The sequence below is a fragment of the Actinoallomurus rhizosphaericola genome (genome assembly GCF_024055675.1).
Classification (GTDB): domain Bacteria; phylum Actinomycetota; class Actinomycetes; order Streptosporangiales; family Streptosporangiaceae; genus Actinoallomurus; species Actinoallomurus soli.
This window is the reverse complement of record NZ_JAMXMW010000014.1, coordinates 242,680-261,664: the sequence shown is the minus strand read 5'-3', so window position 1 is coordinate 261,664 and position 18,985 is coordinate 242,680. Positions and strand designations below refer to the sequence as shown.

Sequence of the window (18,985 nt, the reverse complement as noted above, 5' to 3'; positions counted from 1 at the left end):
CGGGCGGCGCGCCGCGCGGGCGCCGCCGCGGCCGTCTCCGCCGCCGGGGACGGCGCGGCGACGCCGGGGCGCGGCGCGGGGCGCGGCCGGCGGGCGGTCGCGCCGGCGGTCCCGGCGCAGGCGGCCCCGCCGCACCCGCCGGCGTCGTCGGCCCCGCCGGCCTTCGACCGGGCGCGGGCGGCCGCGGCGGCCCGCGCCGTCGGCGCGAACGAGCTCGGACAGGTCCCGATCCTGATGGTCCACCGGGTGCTGGCCAAGCCGAAGGCGTCGCTGGACCGTACGCCCGCCCAGCTGTACGCGGAGTTCACCCGGCTGGCGCAGGAGGGCTACGTGCCGGTGACGGCCGCGGAGTTCGTCACGGGGACGATGAACGTCCCGGCGGGGCGGCACCCGGTCGTGCTGACCTTCGACGACGGGTCGCCGACGCATCTGGCCTTCGACGCGGCGGGCGCTCCGGAGCCGGACACCGCCGTCGGGGTGATCGAGCGGGTGGCCCGGGAGCATCCGGGGTTCCGCCCGGTCGCGACGTTCTTCGTGAACGCCGACCCGTTCGCGCTGGGGGACCGGGCGGCGGCCGCGATGCGCTGGCTGACCCAGCACGGCTTCGAGGTCGCCAACCACACGACCCACCACCGGGACCTGGCGGGAATGGATCACGCTGCCGTGGCCCAGGAGATCGGCACCGACCAGAAGATGATCACGGCCGCGACGGGTATCCCGCCGGTGACGTTCGCGTTTCCTTTCGGCGCCCCGGCGCGCCTGTCCTGGGCCGGCCACGGAGCGGCCGGCGGAGCCCGGTGGAACTTCCAGGGGATGTTCCTCGCGGGGTGGCGTCCGGCCGACTCACCTTTCGAGAAGGACTATGATCCTCGGCAGATCCCGCGGATCCGCGACGACGGCAGGGTTCCCCAGGACGACTGCCGGCGGTTCTGCTCGATCGCGTGGCTCGACTGGCTGGCCCGGCACCCGGACAAGCGCTTCACGTCCGACGGGGATCCGGCCACGGTGGCCTTCCCGCAGGCTAAGATGATCTACCTCGCCAAGGGACTCGCGGCACGCGCGTGCCCGTACTGATCATCCGAGAGATTGACCGTACCGGGGTACGTCCCATATTCTGATCGCTGCGCTGTGGGCCTGCGCGCGCCTCGGACAGAGCAGGCTCGCGCTCGGTCACGTCGACATCGGTATGGTCACGCCGCCGGTTCATCGGCAGGGACGGATAACTGGCCCTCCGCGCAGCACAGGCAACTACGCATGTCCGTATCCGGAGCCATCCCACACATGACGAGCAGCACCGAGGCCACCTCGAGTACCCCGCAGGTAGCGGTCAATGACATCGGGTCCGAGGAAGCCTTCCTCGCGGCGATCGACGAGACCATCAAGTACTTCAACGACGGCGACATTGTCGAGGGCACTGTCGTCAAGGTCGATCGAGACGAGGTCTTGCTCGACATCGGCTACAAGACCGAGGGTGTCATCCCCTCGCGTGAGCTTTCGATCAAGCACGATGTCGACCCGAACGAGGTCGTCAAGGTCGGAGACCACGTCGAGGCCCTCGTCCTCCAGAAGGAGGACAAGGAAGGTCGCCTGATCCTGTCCAAGAAGCGCGCCCAGTACGAGCGCGCCTGGGGCACGATCGAGAAGATCAAGGACGAGGACGGCATCGTCACCGGTACCGTCATCGAGGTCGTCAAGGGCGGCCTCATCCTCGACATCGGCCTGCGCGGCTTCCTGCCGGCATCGCTGGTGGAGATGCGCCGGGTCCGCGACCTCCAGCCGTACGTCGGCCGTGAGCTCGAAGCCAAGATCATCGAGCTGGACAAGAACCGCAACAACGTGGTCCTGTCCCGCCGTGCCTGGCTCGAGCAGACCCAGAGCGAGGTCCGCCAGACCTTCCTCAACACCCTCCAGAAGGGCCAGGTCCGCAAGGGCGTCGTCTCCAGCATCGTCAACTTCGGCGCGTTCGTCGACCTCGGCGGCGTCGACGGTCTGGTGCACGTGTCCGAGCTGTCCTGGAAGCACATCGACCACCCCTCCGAGGTCGTCGAGGTCGGCCAGGAGGTCACGGTCGAGGTCCTCGACGTCGACATGGAGCGCGAGCGGGTCTCGCTGTCGCTCAAGGCGACGCAGGAGGACCCCTGGCAGCAGTTCGCCCGTACCCACCAGATCGGCCAGGTCGTTCCGGGCCGGGTCACCAAGCTGGTGCCGTTCGGCGCGTTCGTGCGGGTCGAGGAGGGCATCGAGGGCCTGGTCCACATCTCCGAGCTGGCCGAGCGCCACGTGGAGATCCCGGAGCAGGTCGTGCAGGTCGGCGACGAGATCTTCGTCAAGATCATCGACATCGACCTCGACCGGCGCCGCATCAGCCTCTCGCTGAAGCAGGCCAACGAGACCGGCGGGACGTTCACCGACGAGGAGTTCGACCCGACGCTCTACGGCATGCCCGCCGAGTACGACGAGCAGGGGAACTACAAGTACCCCGAGGGCTTCGACTCGGAGACCGGTGACTGGCTCGAGGGCTACGACGAGCAGCGTGAGACCTGGGAGCGGCAGTACGCCGAGGCCCGCGCTCGCTTCGACGCCCACAAGCGGCAGGTCGAGGAGGCCCGGCGCGCCGAGGCCGAGGCGGCCGGCCCGCAGTCGTACGCGACGGAGGAGTCGCAGGGCGGCGACACGGGCGGCGCTCTCGCCTCCGACGAGGCGCTCGCGGCCCTCCGCGAGAAGCTGTCCGGCGGCCAGGAGTAACACACAACCGAAAACCGGCGAGGAGTAGACAGACCACCGTTATGGTCGATTCTGACTCACGCGTCCGATCTGGGGGTCCCGTCGCTACGGCGGGACCCCCGGTCGTTCCCCAGGAACGTTCGCGGATCTCGCTGATCGCGGTCACCCTCGCGGTGCTCGCCGAGGTGCTGCGGGCGGCGTTCCCCGCGTTCGGGCACTACACCGAGACCGGCGGGGCGGTCACCGCCACGCTGGTGATCCTGGTGGCGTGCCTGTCCGGCTTCCTGGCGCCCGGCGTCCGCGCGGTCGCCGGGTCGCGCGGCCTGGTGGCCGTCGCGATCGGCGGGCTGCTGGCGGTCCGGCTCGTCATGCAGGCCGTCTCACCGGCGTTGTGGCTCGCGTTCGCGGGCGCCGTGTTCGGGATGCTCGCCGTCACGGCGCTGTACGAGGTGGCGCGCGGCCTGTCCGGCACGGGCTTCGCGGTGGCGGCGACGGCAGGGCTCACCGGCGACACCGCGCTGCGGCTCGCCTTCGGCACCTGGGACCCGCCCGCCCGTACGGGCGTCGCCGCCTGGGTCGTCACCGTGCTCGTCGTCGCGGGCGGAGCGGCGGTGCTGGTGCGCTGGCTGCGCACGCCGCAGGTCGAGGCTCCGGTGATCGGCTGGCGTGACGCGCTCGGCGCGGCGGCCCTGGGTCCGTTCCTGGCCCTGCAGATCCTCGTGCTGTCCAGCCCGGCGTTCACGTCCTCCAGCGGCGGGCTGCCCCTGGCCGTCGCCGGGGTGGTCGTCCTGGCCGGGCAGGCGCTGGCCCTGGCGTTCCTGTCCTCGGGCCTGGCCGTCGCGGCCGTGCCCGGCGGGGTGTGCGTGTTCGGCGGCACACTTCTCGGCGTCGGCGCGGGCGCGGTCACGGGCCGGTACGGCCTGACCGGCGCGGTGGCGATCGCGGTCGTGGTCGTCGGGCAGGTGCTGTCGGCGTGGCTGCTGGCGGTCGCCTCGCGGGTGCCGCTGCGGCGCGGCGGCTACCGCGGCCGGCCCGCCGAGCGGGGCGGGCCACCGCCGAACGTCAGCGTCCCCGACACCGGGGGCCGGGCGTGGCGCATCGACCTCGGCGCCGCCCTCGGCGCGCTGGGGATCCTGGTCGTGATCCTGCCGTACCAACTGCACTACACCCACCCGCTGCCGTTGCCGAACAAGGTCCTGCCGGGCCTGGCGGGCATCGCGCTGGGCCTGCTGTCGGCCATCGCCGCGGCGCGCGGCGGCCCGCTGCCTGCCCGTTCGGCGGTCCGCGCGCTCGGCGCGGGCGCGGGCGCGCTCGTCCTCGTGGCCGTCCCGGTGGTCTACGCGGTGACCGCGCCGTCGGTGACCCGCGCCGCGACGCTGGCGGGCACGTTCCGCCTCGTCTCGTACGACATCCACGACGCCGTCGGGAACGACGGCCGGCTGGACCCGGAGGCGATCGCCCGCGCGATCGAGGCGCAGCACGCCGACGTGGTGGCTTTGCAGGAGGCCGGGCGGGGCCGCCCGATGTCGGGCACGACCGACGTGGCGTCCTGGCTGGCCCGGCGGCTGAAGATGCGCCTCGTGTGGGGCCCGGCGGGCGACCACCAGGACGGCAACGCGGTGCTGACCCGGCTGCGCGTCAAGGCCACCGGTACCGGGCGGCTGCCGGTGGGCGCCGGCCCGCAGGCGCCGGGGTACGTCTGGGCGCGGGTCGACGTCGGCGGCGGGAGCACGGCCGACGTGTGGTCCGTCCGGCTCCAGCAGGGCGCGGACCGCACCCAGAGCCGGCTCGCCGAGATCGTGAAGCTGCTGCAGGTGTGGAGCGGCGCGCCGCGCACGGTCATCGCCGGGAACATCGGTGCAGGTCCGGGCGGCCCGGAGCTGAGCCGCCTCACGGGCCAGAGCGGGCTGCGCAGCCCGACCGACTCGCCTCCGCCGACGACGACGGGCGGCGCGCGCGTCGACTGGATCCTCGGCAGCGACGACCTCGGCTTCGCCAACAGCGCGGTCGACTCGACGCGGCGGGCCTCGGACCACTACCCGGTGGCCGCGACCGTCCGCGTGGTGGGCTGACCGCCCGTGGAGGAGGCCCGGATCGAGCGCGCCGGCGTCGCCGACGCCGGGGAGATCCTCACCGTGCAGCGCGCCGCGTACGTCACCGAGGCGCAGCTGCACGGTGATCCCTTCCTGCCGCCGCTGGTCGAGTCCCTCGACCAGATCCGGAAGATGATCGCCGAGTCGGTGGTCCTGAAGGCCAGCGTGGGACCCCGGATCGTCGGTTCGGTACGCGGCCGGTTCAACGAGCGCACCTGCCTGGTCGGCCGGCTCGTCGTCGTGCCCGACCTGCAGGGACGGGGGATCGGCGAGGCGCTGATGCGGGCACTGGAGACGGAGGCGGCCGGCCGGGCCGACGCCTGCGTGCTGTTCACCGGGCACCTCAGCGAGACCGACCTGCGGCTGTACCGCCGTCTCGGGTACGCCGAGACCCACCGGGAGCGGGTCGCCGACCACGTGACGCTCGTCCACATGCGCAAGCCCCTCACGCCCGCGACCGCGCCGGAGTGAGTACGCTCGCGGGCGTGCTGAGTGTGGGGTTGACCGGAGGGATCGGGTCCGGCAAGAGCGAGGTGTCCCGGCGGCTCGCGGAGCACGGCGCGGTGATCGTCGACGCCGACGCCGTCGCCCGCGAGGTCGTCGAGCCGGGCACGCCCGGCCTGGCCGAGGTCGTCGCCGAGTTCGGCGACGGGGTGCTGCGCCCGGACGGATCCCTCGACCGGGAGCGGCTCGGGTCGATCGTGTTCGCCGACGAGGAGCGGCGGGCGCGCCTGAACGCGATCGTCCACCCGCGCGTCGGCGAGCGGATGCGCGAGCTCGTCGACCAGGCGCCGGGAGACGCGATCGTGGTCTACGACGTGCCGCTGATCGCAGAGAACGGCCTGGCCGGCATGTACGACCTCGTGGTCGTCGTCGACACGCCCGTCGAGGAGCAGGTGCGGCGGCTGACCGGGCGGCGCGGCATGACCGAGGCGGACGCGCGGGCCCGCATCGCGGCCCAGGCCACCCGGGAGCGCCGGCTGGAGATCGCCGACCGGGTCATCGACAACTCCGGCACGCTCGAGCGGCTCGCCGAGCAGGTCGACGACCTGTGGGCGGACCTCAAGCGCCGCGCCGACACGGGAGACCCGCAACGATGATGCGGGTGACCTGGGCGACCGAGCAGGGCAGTCCCGCCCGGCCGAACGAGGACTTCGTCGCGACCGCGCTCGGCGCCGCGGTCGTGCTGGACGGCATGAGCATCGACAGGGACAAGACCGGCTGCGTGCACGGCCGTCCCTGGTACGTCGGGCAGCTCGCGACCCGGCTGCTCGCCGGTCTGCTCGACCACGCCCTGAGCCCGGCCGCCGCCCTCGCCCAGGCGATCACGGAGACGGCCGCCGCGCACGGCGGCCACTGCGACCTGTCCCATCCCTGGACCCCGGCGACGACGGTCGTCGCCCTGCGCGTCCGCGACCAGGCCGCGGACTACCTGGTGCTGTCGGACTCCACGCTGCTGCTCGACCAGGACGGGCGGGTCACCGCGCTCACCGCCGCCGGTAGCGGGTTCGCCGCCGCCGACCCGCGCGTGGCCGGGCGGGCGCTCACCGGCAGCGTGCCGTTGCCGGAGCTGCGCCGGGCGGCCCTGCTCACCGACGGCGCCACCCGCCTCGCCGACGCCTTCGGCCTCGCCGACTGGCCGCAGACCATGACCACCCTGGCCGGGCCGGGGCCGGCGGCGCTGATCGAACAGGTCCGCGAGGCCGAGCGATCCGACCCGGACGGACGGCGCTGGCCCCGCCACAAGCGCCACGACGACGCCACCGTGGCCTACTGCGAGTTCGCCGCCCCGTAGGGAGCGAGCGGAGCAGCGCGGGAGGTGCCGTCGGCCGCCGATGACCGGCGCCGAGGACTTCGGTGCCGTGAGCAACGACGATCCACGGCGTTGACGAACGGCGGTGTCCTCCCGCGCGGCCACTCCGTCCGCAGGGGGGGCGGGGCGGGACCGGACGGCCCCGCCGGTCAGGAGGCGCGCGCTCGCTGCCGTGATCATCGGCCCGCCCCCGGACGAGCGGGACCGGCACGGGCGCGCGCCGGTCGGGAAGCCGCCGGCGGGGGTGCGCCGTCGCGCGTCCGTCAGCCCTTGAGGACCGAGCGGAGCGTGTCGGGGCGGTTGGTGATGATCCCGTTCACGCCGTAGCCGATCATCCGGCGCATCGTCGAACGGTCGTTGACGACGTACACGAAGACCTTGAGGTGACGCTTCTTGACGCTGGTGACGTAGCTCTTGCTGACCGTCGTGTACTTCGGGTTGACGTACCGGGCGTACTTGGCGACCGCCGGGAGCTGCGCCGTCGTGGGCTTGCCGAGCACGCCGAGCGGCACGGACGGCAGCAGCTTGTGGAAGCTCTTCAGCGACGACCACTCGAAGCTCTGCACGATCAGCCGGCCGGGGCGCAGCCAGTACGGTTCGGTGCGCAGCTCGGTCGCGATCCGGGCGGTCATGCCGGGGTACAGGGACGGGTTCTTGATCTCCAGGAGGAGCTTCAGCCCCTGGCCCTGCATGGCGCGCAGCGTCTCGTCCAGGGTCGGCACCCGCTCGCCCTTGTACTTGGCGGAGAACCACGACCCGGCGTCGAGTCGCTTGATCTGCTTGAGGGTGTAGTCGCGGATCCGCCAGGGCGAACCGTGCGGGTAGAGCTTCTCCACGTTCGTGGTGCGGCTGAGCGTCGTGTCGTGCATGACGATCAGCTGGTGGTCCTTGGTCTGCTGGACGTCCAGTTCGAAGTAGTCCGCGTGCCGGGTCTTGGCCTGCCGGAAGGCCGCGAGAGTGTTCTCCGGCGCGTACGCGGACGCGCCCCGGTGCCCGACGTCCGCCACCGTGGTGGCGGCGGAGGCGGTACCGCTGATGAGGGCGAAGGGGAGGGCCGAGGCGAGGCTGACGGCGGCGAGGCGTACGAGCATGGGGGGTCCTTCACGGCCGGGGGAGGGGCTCGGTTATGACGGTGATCCGGGCGGGCTGCGGTGGGGAGAGCGTGATGTAAGCCCGGAGTGACACGTATCTTGACATTCGGTGACGCCGACTCCAGTGATTTCCCGCGTGCGGCCCTGCTTGGCGGGGCATGGTCATTCGGCGTAGGCTCACGCGGTCCGTGCGGCGACCGCCGACGACGCCACTTTCGAGCAGGCCGATACCCCGGAGACCTTGATGGGGAGAGTGGACCGTTCACTGGAAGCGGATCGTGCACCGATGGAACGCAGCGTCGTCGCGCTGCTGGGCAACTGGCCGGCCGGCCGCGGCCCGCTCTACCAGCGCCTGGCCGACGCGGTGCGCCGCGCGGTCGAGGACGGCCTGCTGCATCCCGGAGACCGCATGCCGTCCGAGCGCCGTCTCGCCGACGCGCTCCGCGTGAGCCGGACCACGGTGGTCGGGGCCTACGACCGGCTGCGCTCGGACGGGCTGCTCGTGAGCCGGCGGGGCAGCGGCACGCGGATCGCGGCGACCGCACGCCCGCACCGCCGCGTCATGGACCGCCGGGTGCCGGGCGGGACCGCGACGGCCGTGTTCCAGCGGCTGATCGACGGACCGGACCAGGTGATCTCCCTGACCACTACGGTCGAGGGCGCCGTTCCGGAGCTGGAGGAGGTGCTGCGCGACCTCGCCGCCGAGGACCTGACCGATCTGCTGGCCGATCCCGGCTACCACCCGTGCGGTCTGCCCGAGCTGCGCACCGCGCTGGCCGAGCGGATGACCCGCGACGGCCTGCCCACCGTCGCCGACGAGATCCTCGTGACGACCGGGGCGCACCAGGCCATCGCGCTCGTCGCCGACCTGTACCTCGGCTCGGGCGGCACCGTGCTCGTGGAGACGCCGAACTGGCCCGGCTGCCTCGACGTCTTCCGTGCCCGCGGCGCGCGGCTGCACATGGTGCCGGTGGACGACGAGGGCGCCGACGCCGACGCCGTGGCGGCGGCCCTGGCGGCCGGATCGCCCCGGCTGCTCTACGTGATGCCGACCTACCACAACCCGACCGGCGTGCTGATGTCGGCGGCCCGGCGGCGGCGCATCGCCGAACTGGCCGCCCGCCACGACGTTCCGGTGCTGGAGGACAACGCCTACGTCCGGTACGAGGAGTCGGCGGAGCCGCTGCGTCCGCTGGCCGGGTACGCGCCGCCGGGCGCGGAGGTGCTGTCGGTGGGGTCGCTGGCCAAGACGGTGTGGGCCGGGCTGCGGATCGGGTGGGTGCGCGCCCCCGCCGAGGTCGTGCAGCGCCTCGCGCGGCGGAAGGTACTGGCCGACATCGCCGGCCCGGTGCTCGACCAGGCACTCGCAGCCCGGCTCGTTCCCCGGCTGGAGGAGATCACGCGTGCTCGCGCCCCGGAGCTGGCCCGGCGTCTCGACCACGTGGAGGCGCTGCTCCGCGACCGGCTGCCCCGCTGGCGGTGGCGCCGTCCGGACGGCGGCGGCGCGCTGTGGATCGAGCTGCCCGGCGTGGACGCCGACACTTTCGCGCAGGTGGCGCTCAGGCACGGGGTCGAGGTGGTGCCCGGGTCGGTGATGAGTCCCGGCCGGGCGCACGACGCCCACATCCGGGTTCCCTTCACGTTGCCCCGCGAACGGCTCGACGTGCTCGTGCACCGGCTCGCCCGCGCCTGGGCCGAGATCGAGCGCGACGGCCCGGTGGCGGAGCAGGACGGCAGCGGGATCGAAGGCGGAGACCCGGTGGCGGAGCAGGACGGGACCGGGATCGAAGGCGGAGACCCGGTCGTGGCTCAGGACGGGAGCGGGACCCTGCGGGTCACCGTTTGACCAGGTCGGCGAAGACCGGCCGCACCACCTCGATCAGGTCGGCGGCCTGGGCCGTCAGGGTCTCGTCGGCCCGGCCGCTGCCGAAGTGGACCGTCGCCATGGCGCGCACCGAGACGTCGAAGACGATCTGAGTGCCGGGCAGGCCGGTCAGGGGACTGACGCCGCCCGGCTCCATGCCGAGCTCCGCCAGGTCGCCGGGCCCGGCCTGGCGCAGCGCCGCCCTCGGCAGCCCGGCCGCCTTGGCCAGCGGGCCGTAGGCGACGCGGGACAGGATCGGCAGCGAGGCGAGGACGAATCCCGTCTCGGAGCGGAACGCCATCGTCTTGAGGAGGAGCTCCGGCGGCAGTTTCAGCTCCCGTTCGATGTCCTCATAGGTGCGGATCGGCGGGTGCGTGAACGAGGAGAACGCGATGCCGGCCGCGCTCAGGATCTCCGCCGGAGTGGGCAGCGTCATGCGGAGGACATTACGCGTCTCCTGACGAGGCTGTAAAAGGTCATGCGCATCACCGTCCGGTCCCGGTCATCGGAGAGCTCACCGCGCTGCCGGACGACACCGCAGTCCGGCCGGGACAGCGACGGCGCGATGTCGAGCACCGTCGCCCTGCCCGAGAGCACGTCGCCGGGCCGGACGGGGCGCAGCCAGGCCAGCTCGTCGATGCCCGGGGAGAGGTCCACGGCGGTGTCCCGCAGCACGGCGTCGACGTACAGGCGCATGAACACGCCGGCCACCTGCCAGCCGCTGGCGATCGTGCCGTCGAGGTGCGGGACCTGGGGATCGTACGACTGGGCGAATCGCGTGATGTCCGCCTCCGACAGGCTCATGCGTCCGAGCTCGTGGACCTCGCCGACCCGGACGTCCTCCAGGTGCCGCATCAGGCGAACCTCCCGAACAGGGCCCGTGCGTGGTCCGGCCCGCTCATCGCGCGCAGCGTCGAGGCCACCACCGGCTCGGGCATGAACGGATAGTCGGTGCCGAACAGGATGTGCGACTCGTCGGTGACCGTTCGCAGGCAGGCCAGCGCGCCCGCCGACGCGGACTGCGCCATCTCGTAGTACGGCCGGCGCAGGTCGTCGAGCACCTGCCGCGCGTCGGCGCCCGGGACGACCCACTCGCCGGCCAGCTCGAACCGCTGGGCGAGGTACGGGACCGTGCCGCCGCCGTGCGCAAGGATGAGCTTGATGTCCGGGCAGCGGCGCAGCGTGCCGCCGAACAGCAGGCCCGCCACCGCCCGGGTGGTGTCCATGACGAAGTCGACGAGCGGCGGCGGGACGGCCGGTCCGGTGCAGGAGCATCCGTACGCCGGGTTGGGATGCACGAAGACGACCGCCTGCCGCCGGTTCAGCTCGTCGAAGAGCGGCGCCAGCGACGGGTCGCCCAGCAGCCGGCCGTCGGGCAGGCTCGCGCTCAGCACCACGCCGTCCATCTCCAGGACGTCCAGGGCATGGGCGAGCTCGTCGAACATCGCGTCCGGATCGCCCATCGGCAGTGAGGCCAGCCCGGCGAACCGGTCGCCGAGGAGTTCGGCGGTCCACTCGTTCACCCGCCGGACCAGCCCGGCCGACGGCCGGGCCGCGTCCGGCAGCAGCACCGACAGCACCGCCCCGTCCAGGCCGTTGCGGTCCAGGACCCGCAGCGAGTCCTCCGGCGTCCACGTGGGCACCGGCACGCCCGGGGCCATCTCGGCGACGCCGAGTTCGTCGGCCAGCCGGGCGTGGTAGGCGTGGTGATGGACGTCGATCACCGGGCGACCTGGGGCAGCTCGTTCAGCGCCGCCTCCAGCTCGTGTCGCGGCGTCTCGTAGTCCTCCAGCCGGCCGGCGAGGAACGCGTCGAACGCCGCCAGGTCGAAGTGCCCGTGCCCGGAGAACCCGAACAGGATCGTGCGCGCCTCACCGGCCTCGCGGGCGGCCACCGCCTCCTCGACCGCGCCGCGCAGCGCGTGCGAGGACTCCGGGGCCATCAGGAACCCCTCGCTGCGGGCGAACCGGACCGCTTCGGTGAACACCGCGGTCTGGTCGTAGGCGCGGGCCTCGACGTGTCCCTGGTCGTACAGCGCGCACAGCGTCGGCGCGTCGCCGTGGAAGCGCAGACCGCCCGCGTGGATCGGCGGAGGGATGAACCCGCGCCCGACGGTGTGCATGGGCAGCAGCGGGCCCAGGCCGGCCGTGTCGGGGTGGTCGTAGGCGTAGCGGCCCTGGGTGAGCGTCGGGCACGCCGTCGGCTCGGCGGCCACGAAACGCGTCTGCGGGCGGTCCCCGGACAGCCGGTCGGCCATGAACGGGAACGCCAGGCCGGAGAAGTTGGAGCCGCCGCCGACGCAGCCGACGACGACGTCGGGGTAGTCGCCGGCCATCTCCAGCTGGCGCTTGGCCTCGATGCCGATCACGGTCTGGTGCAGCACGACGTGGTTCATCGCCGAGCCGAGGGCGAACCGGGTGTCGTCGCGGCTGAGCGCGTCCTCGACGGCCTCGGCGATGGCCATGCCAAGGCTGCCCGGGGAGTCGGGGTCCTTGGCGAGGACGTCGCGGCCCGCCTGGGTCAGGTCGGTCGGCGACGCGAAGACCTGACCGCCCCAGGTCTCCATCAGCGACCGGCGGTACGGCTTCTGGTGGTAGGAGGACTTCACCATGTAGACGGCGACCTCGACGCCGAACAGCGCCCCCGCGAAGGACAGCGCCGAGCCCCACTGCCCGGCCCCGGTCTCGGTGGTGACGCGGCGCACACCCTGCCGGGCGTTGTAGTAGACCTGCGGCACCGCGGTGTTCGGCTTGTGTGAGCCCGCCGGGGACACGCCCTCGTACTTGAAGTAGATCTTCGCCGGAGTGTCCAGCGCGCGCTCGAGCCGGTCCGCCCGGTAGAGCGGGGTGGGCCGCCACATCCGGTAGATGTCACGGACCTCGTCGGGGATGTCCACCCAGCGCTCCTGGGTGAACTCCTGGTCGATCACCGCGTCCGGCAGCAGGGACGTCAGGTCCTCCCGGGCCAGCGGCTCATGGGTGACCGGGTGCAGGTACGGCTTCAGCGGCACGGGCAGGTCGGGGAGGATGTTGTACCAGCGGTCCGGCAACCCGTCCTCGGTGAGCACGAACTTCTTCATCACACGTGTCCTTCCTCGTCAGAACAGCGGGGCCTGGCTCGGCGCGCGGAGCGTGCCGAGATGCCGGTGCCACAGGTGGTCCGGGTTCTCCTCGACCTGGCGGGTGATCTCCCGCATCTTGGTGAGCGCGGCCGGTTCGCCCCCGTCGTAGACATCGCCCTGGAGCATCTTCAGCACGTCGATCCGGTACCGGGGGTCGGCGACGAAGGCGGTGAACAGGATGTTCAGCCGGTAGTAGATGGAGATGAACTCGTACCAGTTGCGCACGGCCCGGCGCAGCCGGCCCTCGTACGCGTCGAACGACGGTTTGCCGAAGTCGCCCTTCTCGGCCGCGGCGATGATGTCGTACGACGCGATGCGGGCGCTGTTCATGGCCACGCTGACGCCGCTGGAGAAGATCGGGTCGACGAAGCGGGCGGCGTCGCCGATGAGCATCCACCGGTCACCGCAGATCTCCCGCATGGCGTAGCTGTAGTCGCCCTCGGGGCGGAACGGCCGCACCCGCTCGGCGGCGCGCAGCGCGTCGGCGAGCTCCGGGCGGCTCTCCACGCACTGCCAGAAGAACCCCTCCCAGTCCTGCTTGGCGGCGGTGAACTGCTGCTTCTGGGTGACCACGCCGACGCTCGTGACGGTGTCGGTGATCGGGATCTGCCAGACCCACGTGTCGGTCACCGGCAGGAAGTGGATGAAGATGAAGTCGGCCTGCTTCTTGTCCGCCGAGAGCGCGGAACGATCCAAACCGTCGAACCACGTGTGGATCGCGTACTGGTTGAAGACCGGGTCGGGGACCTTCAGCTTGAGCTGCCGGCCGAGGAAGGTGTTCCGGCCGCTCGCGTCCACCACCATCCGCACCCGCACGTCCGTCTCGCGGCGGCCCATGGCGAAGACCACGCGAGGGTCGTCGCCGAGGTCGGCGTGGCGGACCCGTACGCCCTCATAGACCTTGGCGCCCAGCGACTCCGCGTGCTGCAGAAGCAGCAGGTCGAACGCGCCGCGGTCCACGTGGTAGGTGTAATCCTGCTTCACGCCCGGCTGGTCGCGCTCGCTGAACGCCACCTCGGCGGCCTGGAAGCCGTGCGACAGCTCGAAGCCGAGCGTGGGGATCCGCGAGTCGGCCGCCGACGTCCACGCCGCACCGTACTTCCGCGGGAAGCCGCCGGTGTCCACCTTCTCCAGCGCGCCGATGTCGGCCAGCACCGGCGTGGTGGCCGGGATCAGCGACTCTCCGACATGGGGGCGGGGGAACAGCGCGCTCTCGAAGACCACGCACGACAGGCCGGCCTGCGATAGATACGAGGCGAGGGTGGAGCCGGCCGGCCCGCCACCGATGATGCCGATGTCGAAATCAACGTCCGCCACGATCGCACTCCCTCACCAAACGGCTGATGCTCGCCAGGTCCTTGAAGTTGTCACCGACCATTTCGCTCATCGGTATCTCCACACCGAACTGATCGCGGATGAAACCGACGAGCCTGGTGGTGGTGAGCGAGTTGAGAATGCCGAGCTCGAGGAGCGGCGTGTCAGGTTCTATCGCCACTTCGGAAGTGTCGAGAATCTTCTCCTCGATGAATTTTTGGAGTATTTCGAGCTCGTCCTGCTGTCCCATCCGAAGCTCCCGCCCCTGCGGTCCGGTCCGTCGGGGTGACGCTACCGTCCCCGTTGACCGGCTGTCTTCCGTAGGAGTGGCGAATTTCCGGGCGGCCGGCTCCGCCGTTCGGCCAGTGGCCTCCGCCGAACTGATGAGTCGGTTCCGGCTTTTTTGTCGAGGACACCCGCCGAAGGTGCTTCTAAACTGCTTTGCATGCCTTTGGATGAGCGGGACGTCTATCACCGATTCAGCAAGAGAATTGACGGCCATCCGGTGCCGGCATCCGGTTACCTGACCCGGGAGGAATGGCAGTGGGCGGCCGGGGCCGGACTCGCCGGACTGAGCGTTTCCGAGAGTTACGGCGGGGGCGGGCACGGTTTCGCCGCCACGGCCCAGGCCGCGGAGGCGTTCGGGCGGCACCACCCCGACATGGGGCTGGTGTTCGCCGTCCTGGCGCACCTGTTCGCCTGCGCGATGCCGATCGCCGAGCACGGCGATCCGGCTCTGCGCGAGCGCGTGCTCCCTCGCCTGTGCTCGGGTGAGTGGATCGGCGCGAACGCCATCACGGAGGAGGGCGCGGGCTCCGACGCGACCGCCCTGGCCACCCGTGCCGTACGGGACGGGGACGAGTACGTGCTCACGGGCGTGAAGTCCTTCGTCAGCAACGGCCCGATCGCGGACGTCTTCGTGGTGTACGCGAGCACCCGGCCCGAGTTCGGCCACCTGGGCGTCTCGGCGTTCGTGATCGAGCGGGGGACGCCGGGACTCACGGTCGGCGAGCCGTTCGGCAAGGCCGGCCTGGTCCGCTGCCCGGCCGGCGAACTGCGTCTCGACGGGTGCCGGGTCCCGGCCGGCGCGCGCCTGGGCGCCGACGGGCAGGGCGCGGCGATCTTCCAGTCCGCCATGCGCTGGGAGCGTACGTGCCTGTTCGCGGCCTATCTCGGGCAGTCCGAGCGGCTGCTGGACCGCTGCGTGGAGCACGCCCGTGAGCGCCGCCAGTTCGGCCGGCCGCTCGCGGCGAACCAGGCCGTCTCCCACCGGATCGGCCGGATGCGGGTCCGTCTCGACGCCGCCCGCCTCCTGCTCGAACGCGCGTGCGCGCGCCTCGACCAGGGGGAGCGTGCCGTTCTCGACGTCGCGATGGCGAAGCTGGCGGTCAGCGAGAACGCCGTGGCGACGGCCCTGGACGCCCAGCACATCTTCGGCGGCGCCGGTGTCCGTGAGGACGCCGGGATCGCCAAGGACGTACGGGACGCGCTGCCCTGCACCACCTTCTCCGGCACCTCGGAGATGCAGCTCGAACAGATCGCCGAGGAGCTGGGACTGTGAGGCTCGAACAGCTCCTGCGCGCGCACGCGCGCTCATCCGCTCCGGCGGTCGACGGTGTCGGTTACGCCGAGCTCGACGCGCGGGCCGACGCCCTGGCCCGGGAGCTGGCCGCGCTGGGCGTACGCCGGGGCGACCGCGTCGCGTTCTGGCTCGACAAGAGCCCGTACGCGGTGGCGGTCATGCAGGCGGTGCTGCGGCTGGGAGCCGCGTACGTGCCGGTCGACCCGGTCGCGCCCGCCGGCCGGGCCGCGGCCGTCATCCGCGACTGCGCCCCGCGGGTCGTCGTCAGCGACCGCGCCGGCGAACTGCGCGCGGAGGGGATCGCGGCCACGACCCCGGCCGGGCGGCCCGGTGGCCCGTTGCCCGCCCACGACGGCACGGAGGACGATCTCGCGTACATCCTGTACACGTCGGGGTCCACCGGGACGCCGAAGGGGGTGTGCATCTCCCACCGCAACGCGATGGCGTTCGTCGAGTGGGCCGCCGGCGAGCTGGGAGCCCGCCCGGACGACCGGTTCGCCAACCACGCGCCGTTCCACTTCGACCTGTCGGTCCTCGACCTGTACGTGGCCTTCCACGCCGGGGCCTCGGTCCAGCTGATCCCGCGCGAGGCGGCGTACGCGCCGCGGCTGCTCGTCGAGTTCCTGGTCCAGCGTGAGATCACCGTCTGGTACTCGGTGCCGTCCGCACTCGTCCTGATGGCGCGCGACGGGGGGCTGCTCGACGTGCGGCCGCCCGCGCTACGGGCGCTGCTGTTCGCCGGCGAGCCCTATCCGGTGCCCCATCTGCGGCGGCTCCGCGAGCACCTGCCCGGCATCCGGTTCCTGAACCTGTACGGCCCAACCGAGACCAATGTCTGCGCCTGCTACGAGGTGACCGGTCCGCCGGCCGAGCCGGTGCCCATCGGCACGGCCTGTTCCGGGGACCGGATCCGTGCCGTGCGCGAGGACGGCTCGGCCGCGGCGCCGGGCGAGGAGGGCGAACTCGTCGTCGAGGGGCCCACGGTGATGCTCGGCTACTGGGGGCGCCCGCCGCAGACCGGCCCGTACCCGACCGGCGACCGCGTCGTCCTCCGCGACGGGGTGTACCACTACCTCGGACGGCGTGACGGGATGGTGAAGGTACGCGGTCACCGGATCGAGCTCGGCGACGTGGAGTCCGCGCTCCTCACCTGCCCCGGTGTGTCCGAGGTCGCGGTCGTGGTCTCCGGCGCCGGGCTCGACGCGCGGCTGGTCGCGTACGTGGTGCCGGGCGAGGATCGGCGGCCGAATCTGCTCGAGCTCAAGCGGCACTGCGCCGACCGGCTGCCCCGATACATGATCGTGGATTCGGTCCGCTATGTGGCCGCGCTGCCCCGTACGGGCAACGGAAAGACCGACCGCCGCCGGCTCACCGTCGAGGCGGCGCCGTGACCGCCGGGTCCCCGGCCGTCCCGGCGAGCCCGTGACGGACGAGCCGGCGGTCCGCGACGGCCTCTCCCGCCTGCTCTCGCCGCGCCGCCGCCCAGGGCGCGGCCCACTCGCGCCCGCACGCTACGGCCGAGCCGGCGGTCACGGCGAGTCCGTGACCGACGGGCCGGCGACCCCGCCGCGCGGCATGGTCGATCGACTCGGCCGCGTCGGCCGCGTCGGCCGCTCGGTCCGGTCGATCGGGTCCGCGAGCCCGCTGCTCAGCCCGGTCGGCCGGCCGTCTCCTCGACGACCGGGCCGACCGGCTCGGAGCCGTCCGGACGACGCGTCCGCAGCCCGATGAGCAGCCCGGCGATGACCAGGGCGGCGCCGGCGACGTCGGCCCACGAGGGATGCCCGGTCCCCAGCACCATCGTGGAGACGATCGCGCCCACGGGGAGGAATCCGGAGAACAGCCCGGCGCGTTCGGGCCCCAGCCGGGGCAGCGCGTCGTACCAGCAGAAGAACGCGAAGGCGGTCACGACGACGGCGAGGTAGCCGAGTGCGCCCGCCTCCGACGCCGTCGGCACCCGCAGGGCGTGCCGGCCGTCGGTGACGAGCCCGGTGATCAGCAACAGCGGCACGGCCGCCACGGCGGAGTACGCGGAGACGCGGATGGCGCCGAGCCGCGGCAGCAACGGCAGCGCCAGGAGCGAGAACCCGACCTCGCCGCCGAGCGCGCCGAGTGCCAGCAGCAGCCCGAGGGCGGCGCCGCCGCCGAAACCGGTGGCGATGGCCGCGCCGCTCGCCACGACGACGGCCGCCGCCACCAGGTTCCGGCGCGGCCGTTCCCCCTCCATGAACGGCCCCACCACTGCCAGGACGATCGGCACGGTGGCCACGATCGTCCCTACCGTCGCCGGATCCGCGTACCGCGTGGATTCGACGATGAAGACGTTGAAGGCGGCCAGCCCGGTGAGCGCCAGCAGGATCACCAGGCCGACCTCGCGGAGGCTCAGCCGCAGATGCCTGATGCCGCGGAACCGCGCGACCAGCATGAGCAGCAGCGCCCCCACGGCGTAGCGGATCGCCTGGCCGCCGTACACGGGATAGTGGTGTAACGCGGGCGAGACGGCGGTCAGCGTCCCCACGCAGAACATGGCCGTGGCCGCGCCCACTCCTCCTCGGATTCCCCGCATGCCCATCACGATCGCAGCAGGGCCGAGCCGAGCAAAGATCCATTGGACGGCGAAGTGGACTGCTTCATCGCGCTTGCGCCGACTTACGGCCGGAAGGGAGTTCTGCCGGATTGCTGCCGATCTCTACGAGGCCCGTCTCGTAGGCGTAGATCACGGCGGCCACACGGTTACGGAGACGCAGCTTGCTCAGCAGGCTCTGCACATGGGACTTGACGGTGCTCTCGCTCACGGAGAGTTCTTTCGATATCTCCGCATTCGACCTGCCGCGGGCCAGGAATCGGAGGACGTCGAGTTCGCGCCGCGTCATTCTTTCGGCCTCCGCGTCCGCGCGATCGGCGTTCGGCCCTCTGCGGGCCGGGCCGAGAAAGGAGTACCCGGCGGAGAGCATGCGGATCGCGGCGCGGAACTCCTCAGGGTCGGCGCTGGTCAGCAGCAGGCCGACCGACTCGGGCTGCTCGCGCGGGTCCGGGCCGGGCGGGTCGCTGAGCACTAAGGACCGGCCGCGGATCGCGCCGATCCGCGCGATGGCCCGTAACGGGTCGGGGTGGTCGGCGAGCTGGCCGACGACCGTGACGTCCGGTTTGAGATCGTCGATGGCCGCCGCCGCCTCGGCGTAGTCACACGCCTCGCCGATCAGCGCGAGGTCGGCCGACTCCTGAATGATTTTCTTCAGGCCGAAACGCACCAGACCACGGCGTTCGGCGAGCAGGACGGTGATCTGAGAACGTGACACGCTGCTACCTAGGAGGCGTTCCCGTGAGAGGCGTTCCCGGAAGTACCCACAATCCAACCCCCGTCGTGCGCGGTTGTACCGCTT

General features: G+C 72.3%; 18 protein-coding genes. 9 read left to right on the top strand and 9 right to left on the bottom strand.

Annotated features, from left to right (window positions below; genetic code table 11):
- From NE234_RS28980 to NE234_RS28955, 6 genes are all read left to right on the top strand, one after another.
- On the top strand, positions 1 to 1,074 hold a 1,074-nt coding region (locus tag NE234_RS28980; protein ID WP_252783844.1), incomplete at its 5' end, for a polysaccharide deacetylase family protein.
- A 207-nt stretch (positions 1,075 to 1,281) separates the two neighbouring features.
- Positions 1,282 to 2,745: a 30S ribosomal protein S1 gene (gene rpsA / locus NE234_RS28975; RefSeq protein ID WP_252783843.1), complete on the top strand. Its 1,464-nt coding sequence runs from the start codon at positions 1,282 to 1,284 to the stop codon at positions 2,743 to 2,745.
- A 152-nt stretch (positions 2,746 to 2,897) separates the two neighbouring features.
- Positions 2,898 to 4,796, top strand: a complete 1,899-nt coding sequence (locus tag NE234_RS28970; RefSeq protein WP_252783842.1) for an endonuclease/exonuclease/phosphatase family protein — start codon at positions 2,898 to 2,900, stop codon at positions 4,794 to 4,796.
- A gap of 6 nt (positions 4,797 to 4,802) precedes the next feature.
- Entirely contained in the window at positions 4,803 to 5,288 is a 486-nt protein-coding gene (locus NE234_RS28965; protein WP_252783841.1) for a GNAT family N-acetyltransferase, read from the top strand.
- 14 nt (positions 5,289 to 5,302) lie between these two features.
- Complete coding sequence (coaE, locus tag NE234_RS28960; RefSeq protein WP_252783840.1) at positions 5,303 to 5,917, top strand: dephospho-CoA kinase; 615 nt, start codon at positions 5,303 to 5,305, stop codon at positions 5,915 to 5,917.
- On the top strand, positions 5,917 to 6,612 hold the full coding sequence (locus NE234_RS28955) for a hypothetical protein (protein WP_252783853.1): 696 nt from the start codon (positions 5,917 to 5,919) through the stop codon (positions 6,610 to 6,612). The genes coaE and NE234_RS28955 overlap by 1 nt, the downstream gene beginning before the upstream one ends.
- Positions 6,613 to 6,893: 281 nt before the next feature.
- On the opposite strand, the gene NE234_RS28950 is transcribed toward NE234_RS28955, so the two are convergent.
- Positions 6,894 to 7,721, bottom strand: coding sequence for a glycerophosphodiester phosphodiesterase (locus NE234_RS28950; protein ID WP_252783839.1), 828 nt, complete (start codon positions 7,719 to 7,721; stop codon positions 6,894 to 6,896).
- A gap of 286 nt (positions 7,722 to 8,007) precedes the next feature.
- On the opposite strand from NE234_RS28950, the gene NE234_RS28945 reads away from it, so the two are divergent.
- A complete protein-coding gene (locus tag NE234_RS28945; protein WP_252783838.1) occupies positions 8,008 to 9,567 on the top strand; it encodes an aminotransferase-like domain-containing protein in 1,560 nt (519 codons plus the stop codon).
- On the opposite strand, the gene NE234_RS28940 is transcribed toward NE234_RS28945, so the two are convergent.
- The 6 genes from NE234_RS28940 to NE234_RS28915 are packed head-to-tail and all read right to left on the bottom strand — an operon-like array spanning position 9,557 to position 14,270.
- Positions 9,557 to 10,021 (bottom strand): YbaK/EbsC family protein, encoded by a 465-nt coding sequence (locus NE234_RS28940; protein WP_252783837.1) that lies wholly within the window; start codon positions 10,019 to 10,021, stop codon positions 9,557 to 9,559. The two genes, NE234_RS28945 and NE234_RS28940, sit on opposite strands and share 11 nt — an antisense overlap.
- Entirely contained in the window at positions 10,018 to 10,440 is a 423-nt protein-coding gene (locus tag NE234_RS28935; RefSeq protein WP_252783836.1) for a hotdog family protein, read from the bottom strand. The genes NE234_RS28940 and NE234_RS28935 overlap by 4 nt, the downstream gene beginning before the upstream one ends.
- A complete protein-coding gene (locus NE234_RS28930) occupies positions 10,440 to 11,309 on the bottom strand; it encodes an amidohydrolase family protein (protein ID WP_252783835.1) in 870 nt (289 codons plus the stop codon). Before NE234_RS28930 ends, NE234_RS28935 begins: the two co-directional genes overlap by 1 nt.
- Positions 11,306 to 12,664 (bottom strand): TrpB-like pyridoxal phosphate-dependent enzyme, encoded by a 1,359-nt coding sequence (locus tag NE234_RS28925; protein WP_252783834.1) that lies wholly within the window; start codon positions 12,662 to 12,664, stop codon positions 11,306 to 11,308. Before NE234_RS28925 ends, NE234_RS28930 begins: the two co-directional genes overlap by 4 nt.
- 18 nt (positions 12,665 to 12,682) lie before the next feature.
- A complete protein-coding gene (locus NE234_RS28920; protein ID WP_252783833.1) occupies positions 12,683 to 14,023 on the bottom strand; it encodes an NAD(P)/FAD-dependent oxidoreductase in 1,341 nt (446 codons plus the stop codon).
- On the bottom strand, positions 14,010 to 14,270 hold the full coding sequence (locus tag NE234_RS28915) for an acyl carrier protein (RefSeq protein ID WP_252783832.1): 261 nt from the start codon (positions 14,268 to 14,270) through the stop codon (positions 14,010 to 14,012). Before NE234_RS28915 ends, NE234_RS28920 begins: the two co-directional genes overlap by 14 nt.
- A 195-nt stretch (positions 14,271 to 14,465) precedes the next feature.
- Between NE234_RS28915 and NE234_RS28910 the strand changes: the two genes are divergently transcribed.
- The gene (locus tag NE234_RS28910; protein ID WP_252783831.1) at positions 14,466 to 15,581 is read left to right on the top strand and encodes an acyl-CoA dehydrogenase family protein; all 1,116 of its coding nucleotides are present in this window, start codon (positions 14,466 to 14,468) and stop codon (positions 15,579 to 15,581) included.
- A complete protein-coding gene (locus NE234_RS28905) occupies positions 15,578 to 16,993 on the top strand; it encodes an amino acid adenylation domain-containing protein (RefSeq protein ID WP_252783830.1) in 1,416 nt (471 codons plus the stop codon). The genes NE234_RS28910 and NE234_RS28905 overlap by 4 nt, the downstream gene beginning before the upstream one ends.
- A gap of 257 nt (positions 16,994 to 17,250) precedes the next feature.
- Here NE234_RS28905 and NE234_RS28900 read toward each other — a convergent pair whose 3' ends face one another.
- Positions 17,251 to 18,168, bottom strand: coding sequence for a DMT family transporter (locus NE234_RS28900; RefSeq protein WP_252783829.1), 918 nt, complete (start codon positions 18,166 to 18,168; stop codon positions 17,251 to 17,253).
- Positions 18,169 to 18,232: 64 nt separating this feature from the next.
- On the bottom strand, positions 18,233 to 18,901 hold the full coding sequence (locus NE234_RS45500) for a response regulator transcription factor (protein WP_252783828.1): 669 nt from the start codon (positions 18,899 to 18,901) through the stop codon (positions 18,233 to 18,235).
- Between the last annotated feature and the right edge of the window lie 84 nt (positions 18,902 to 18,985).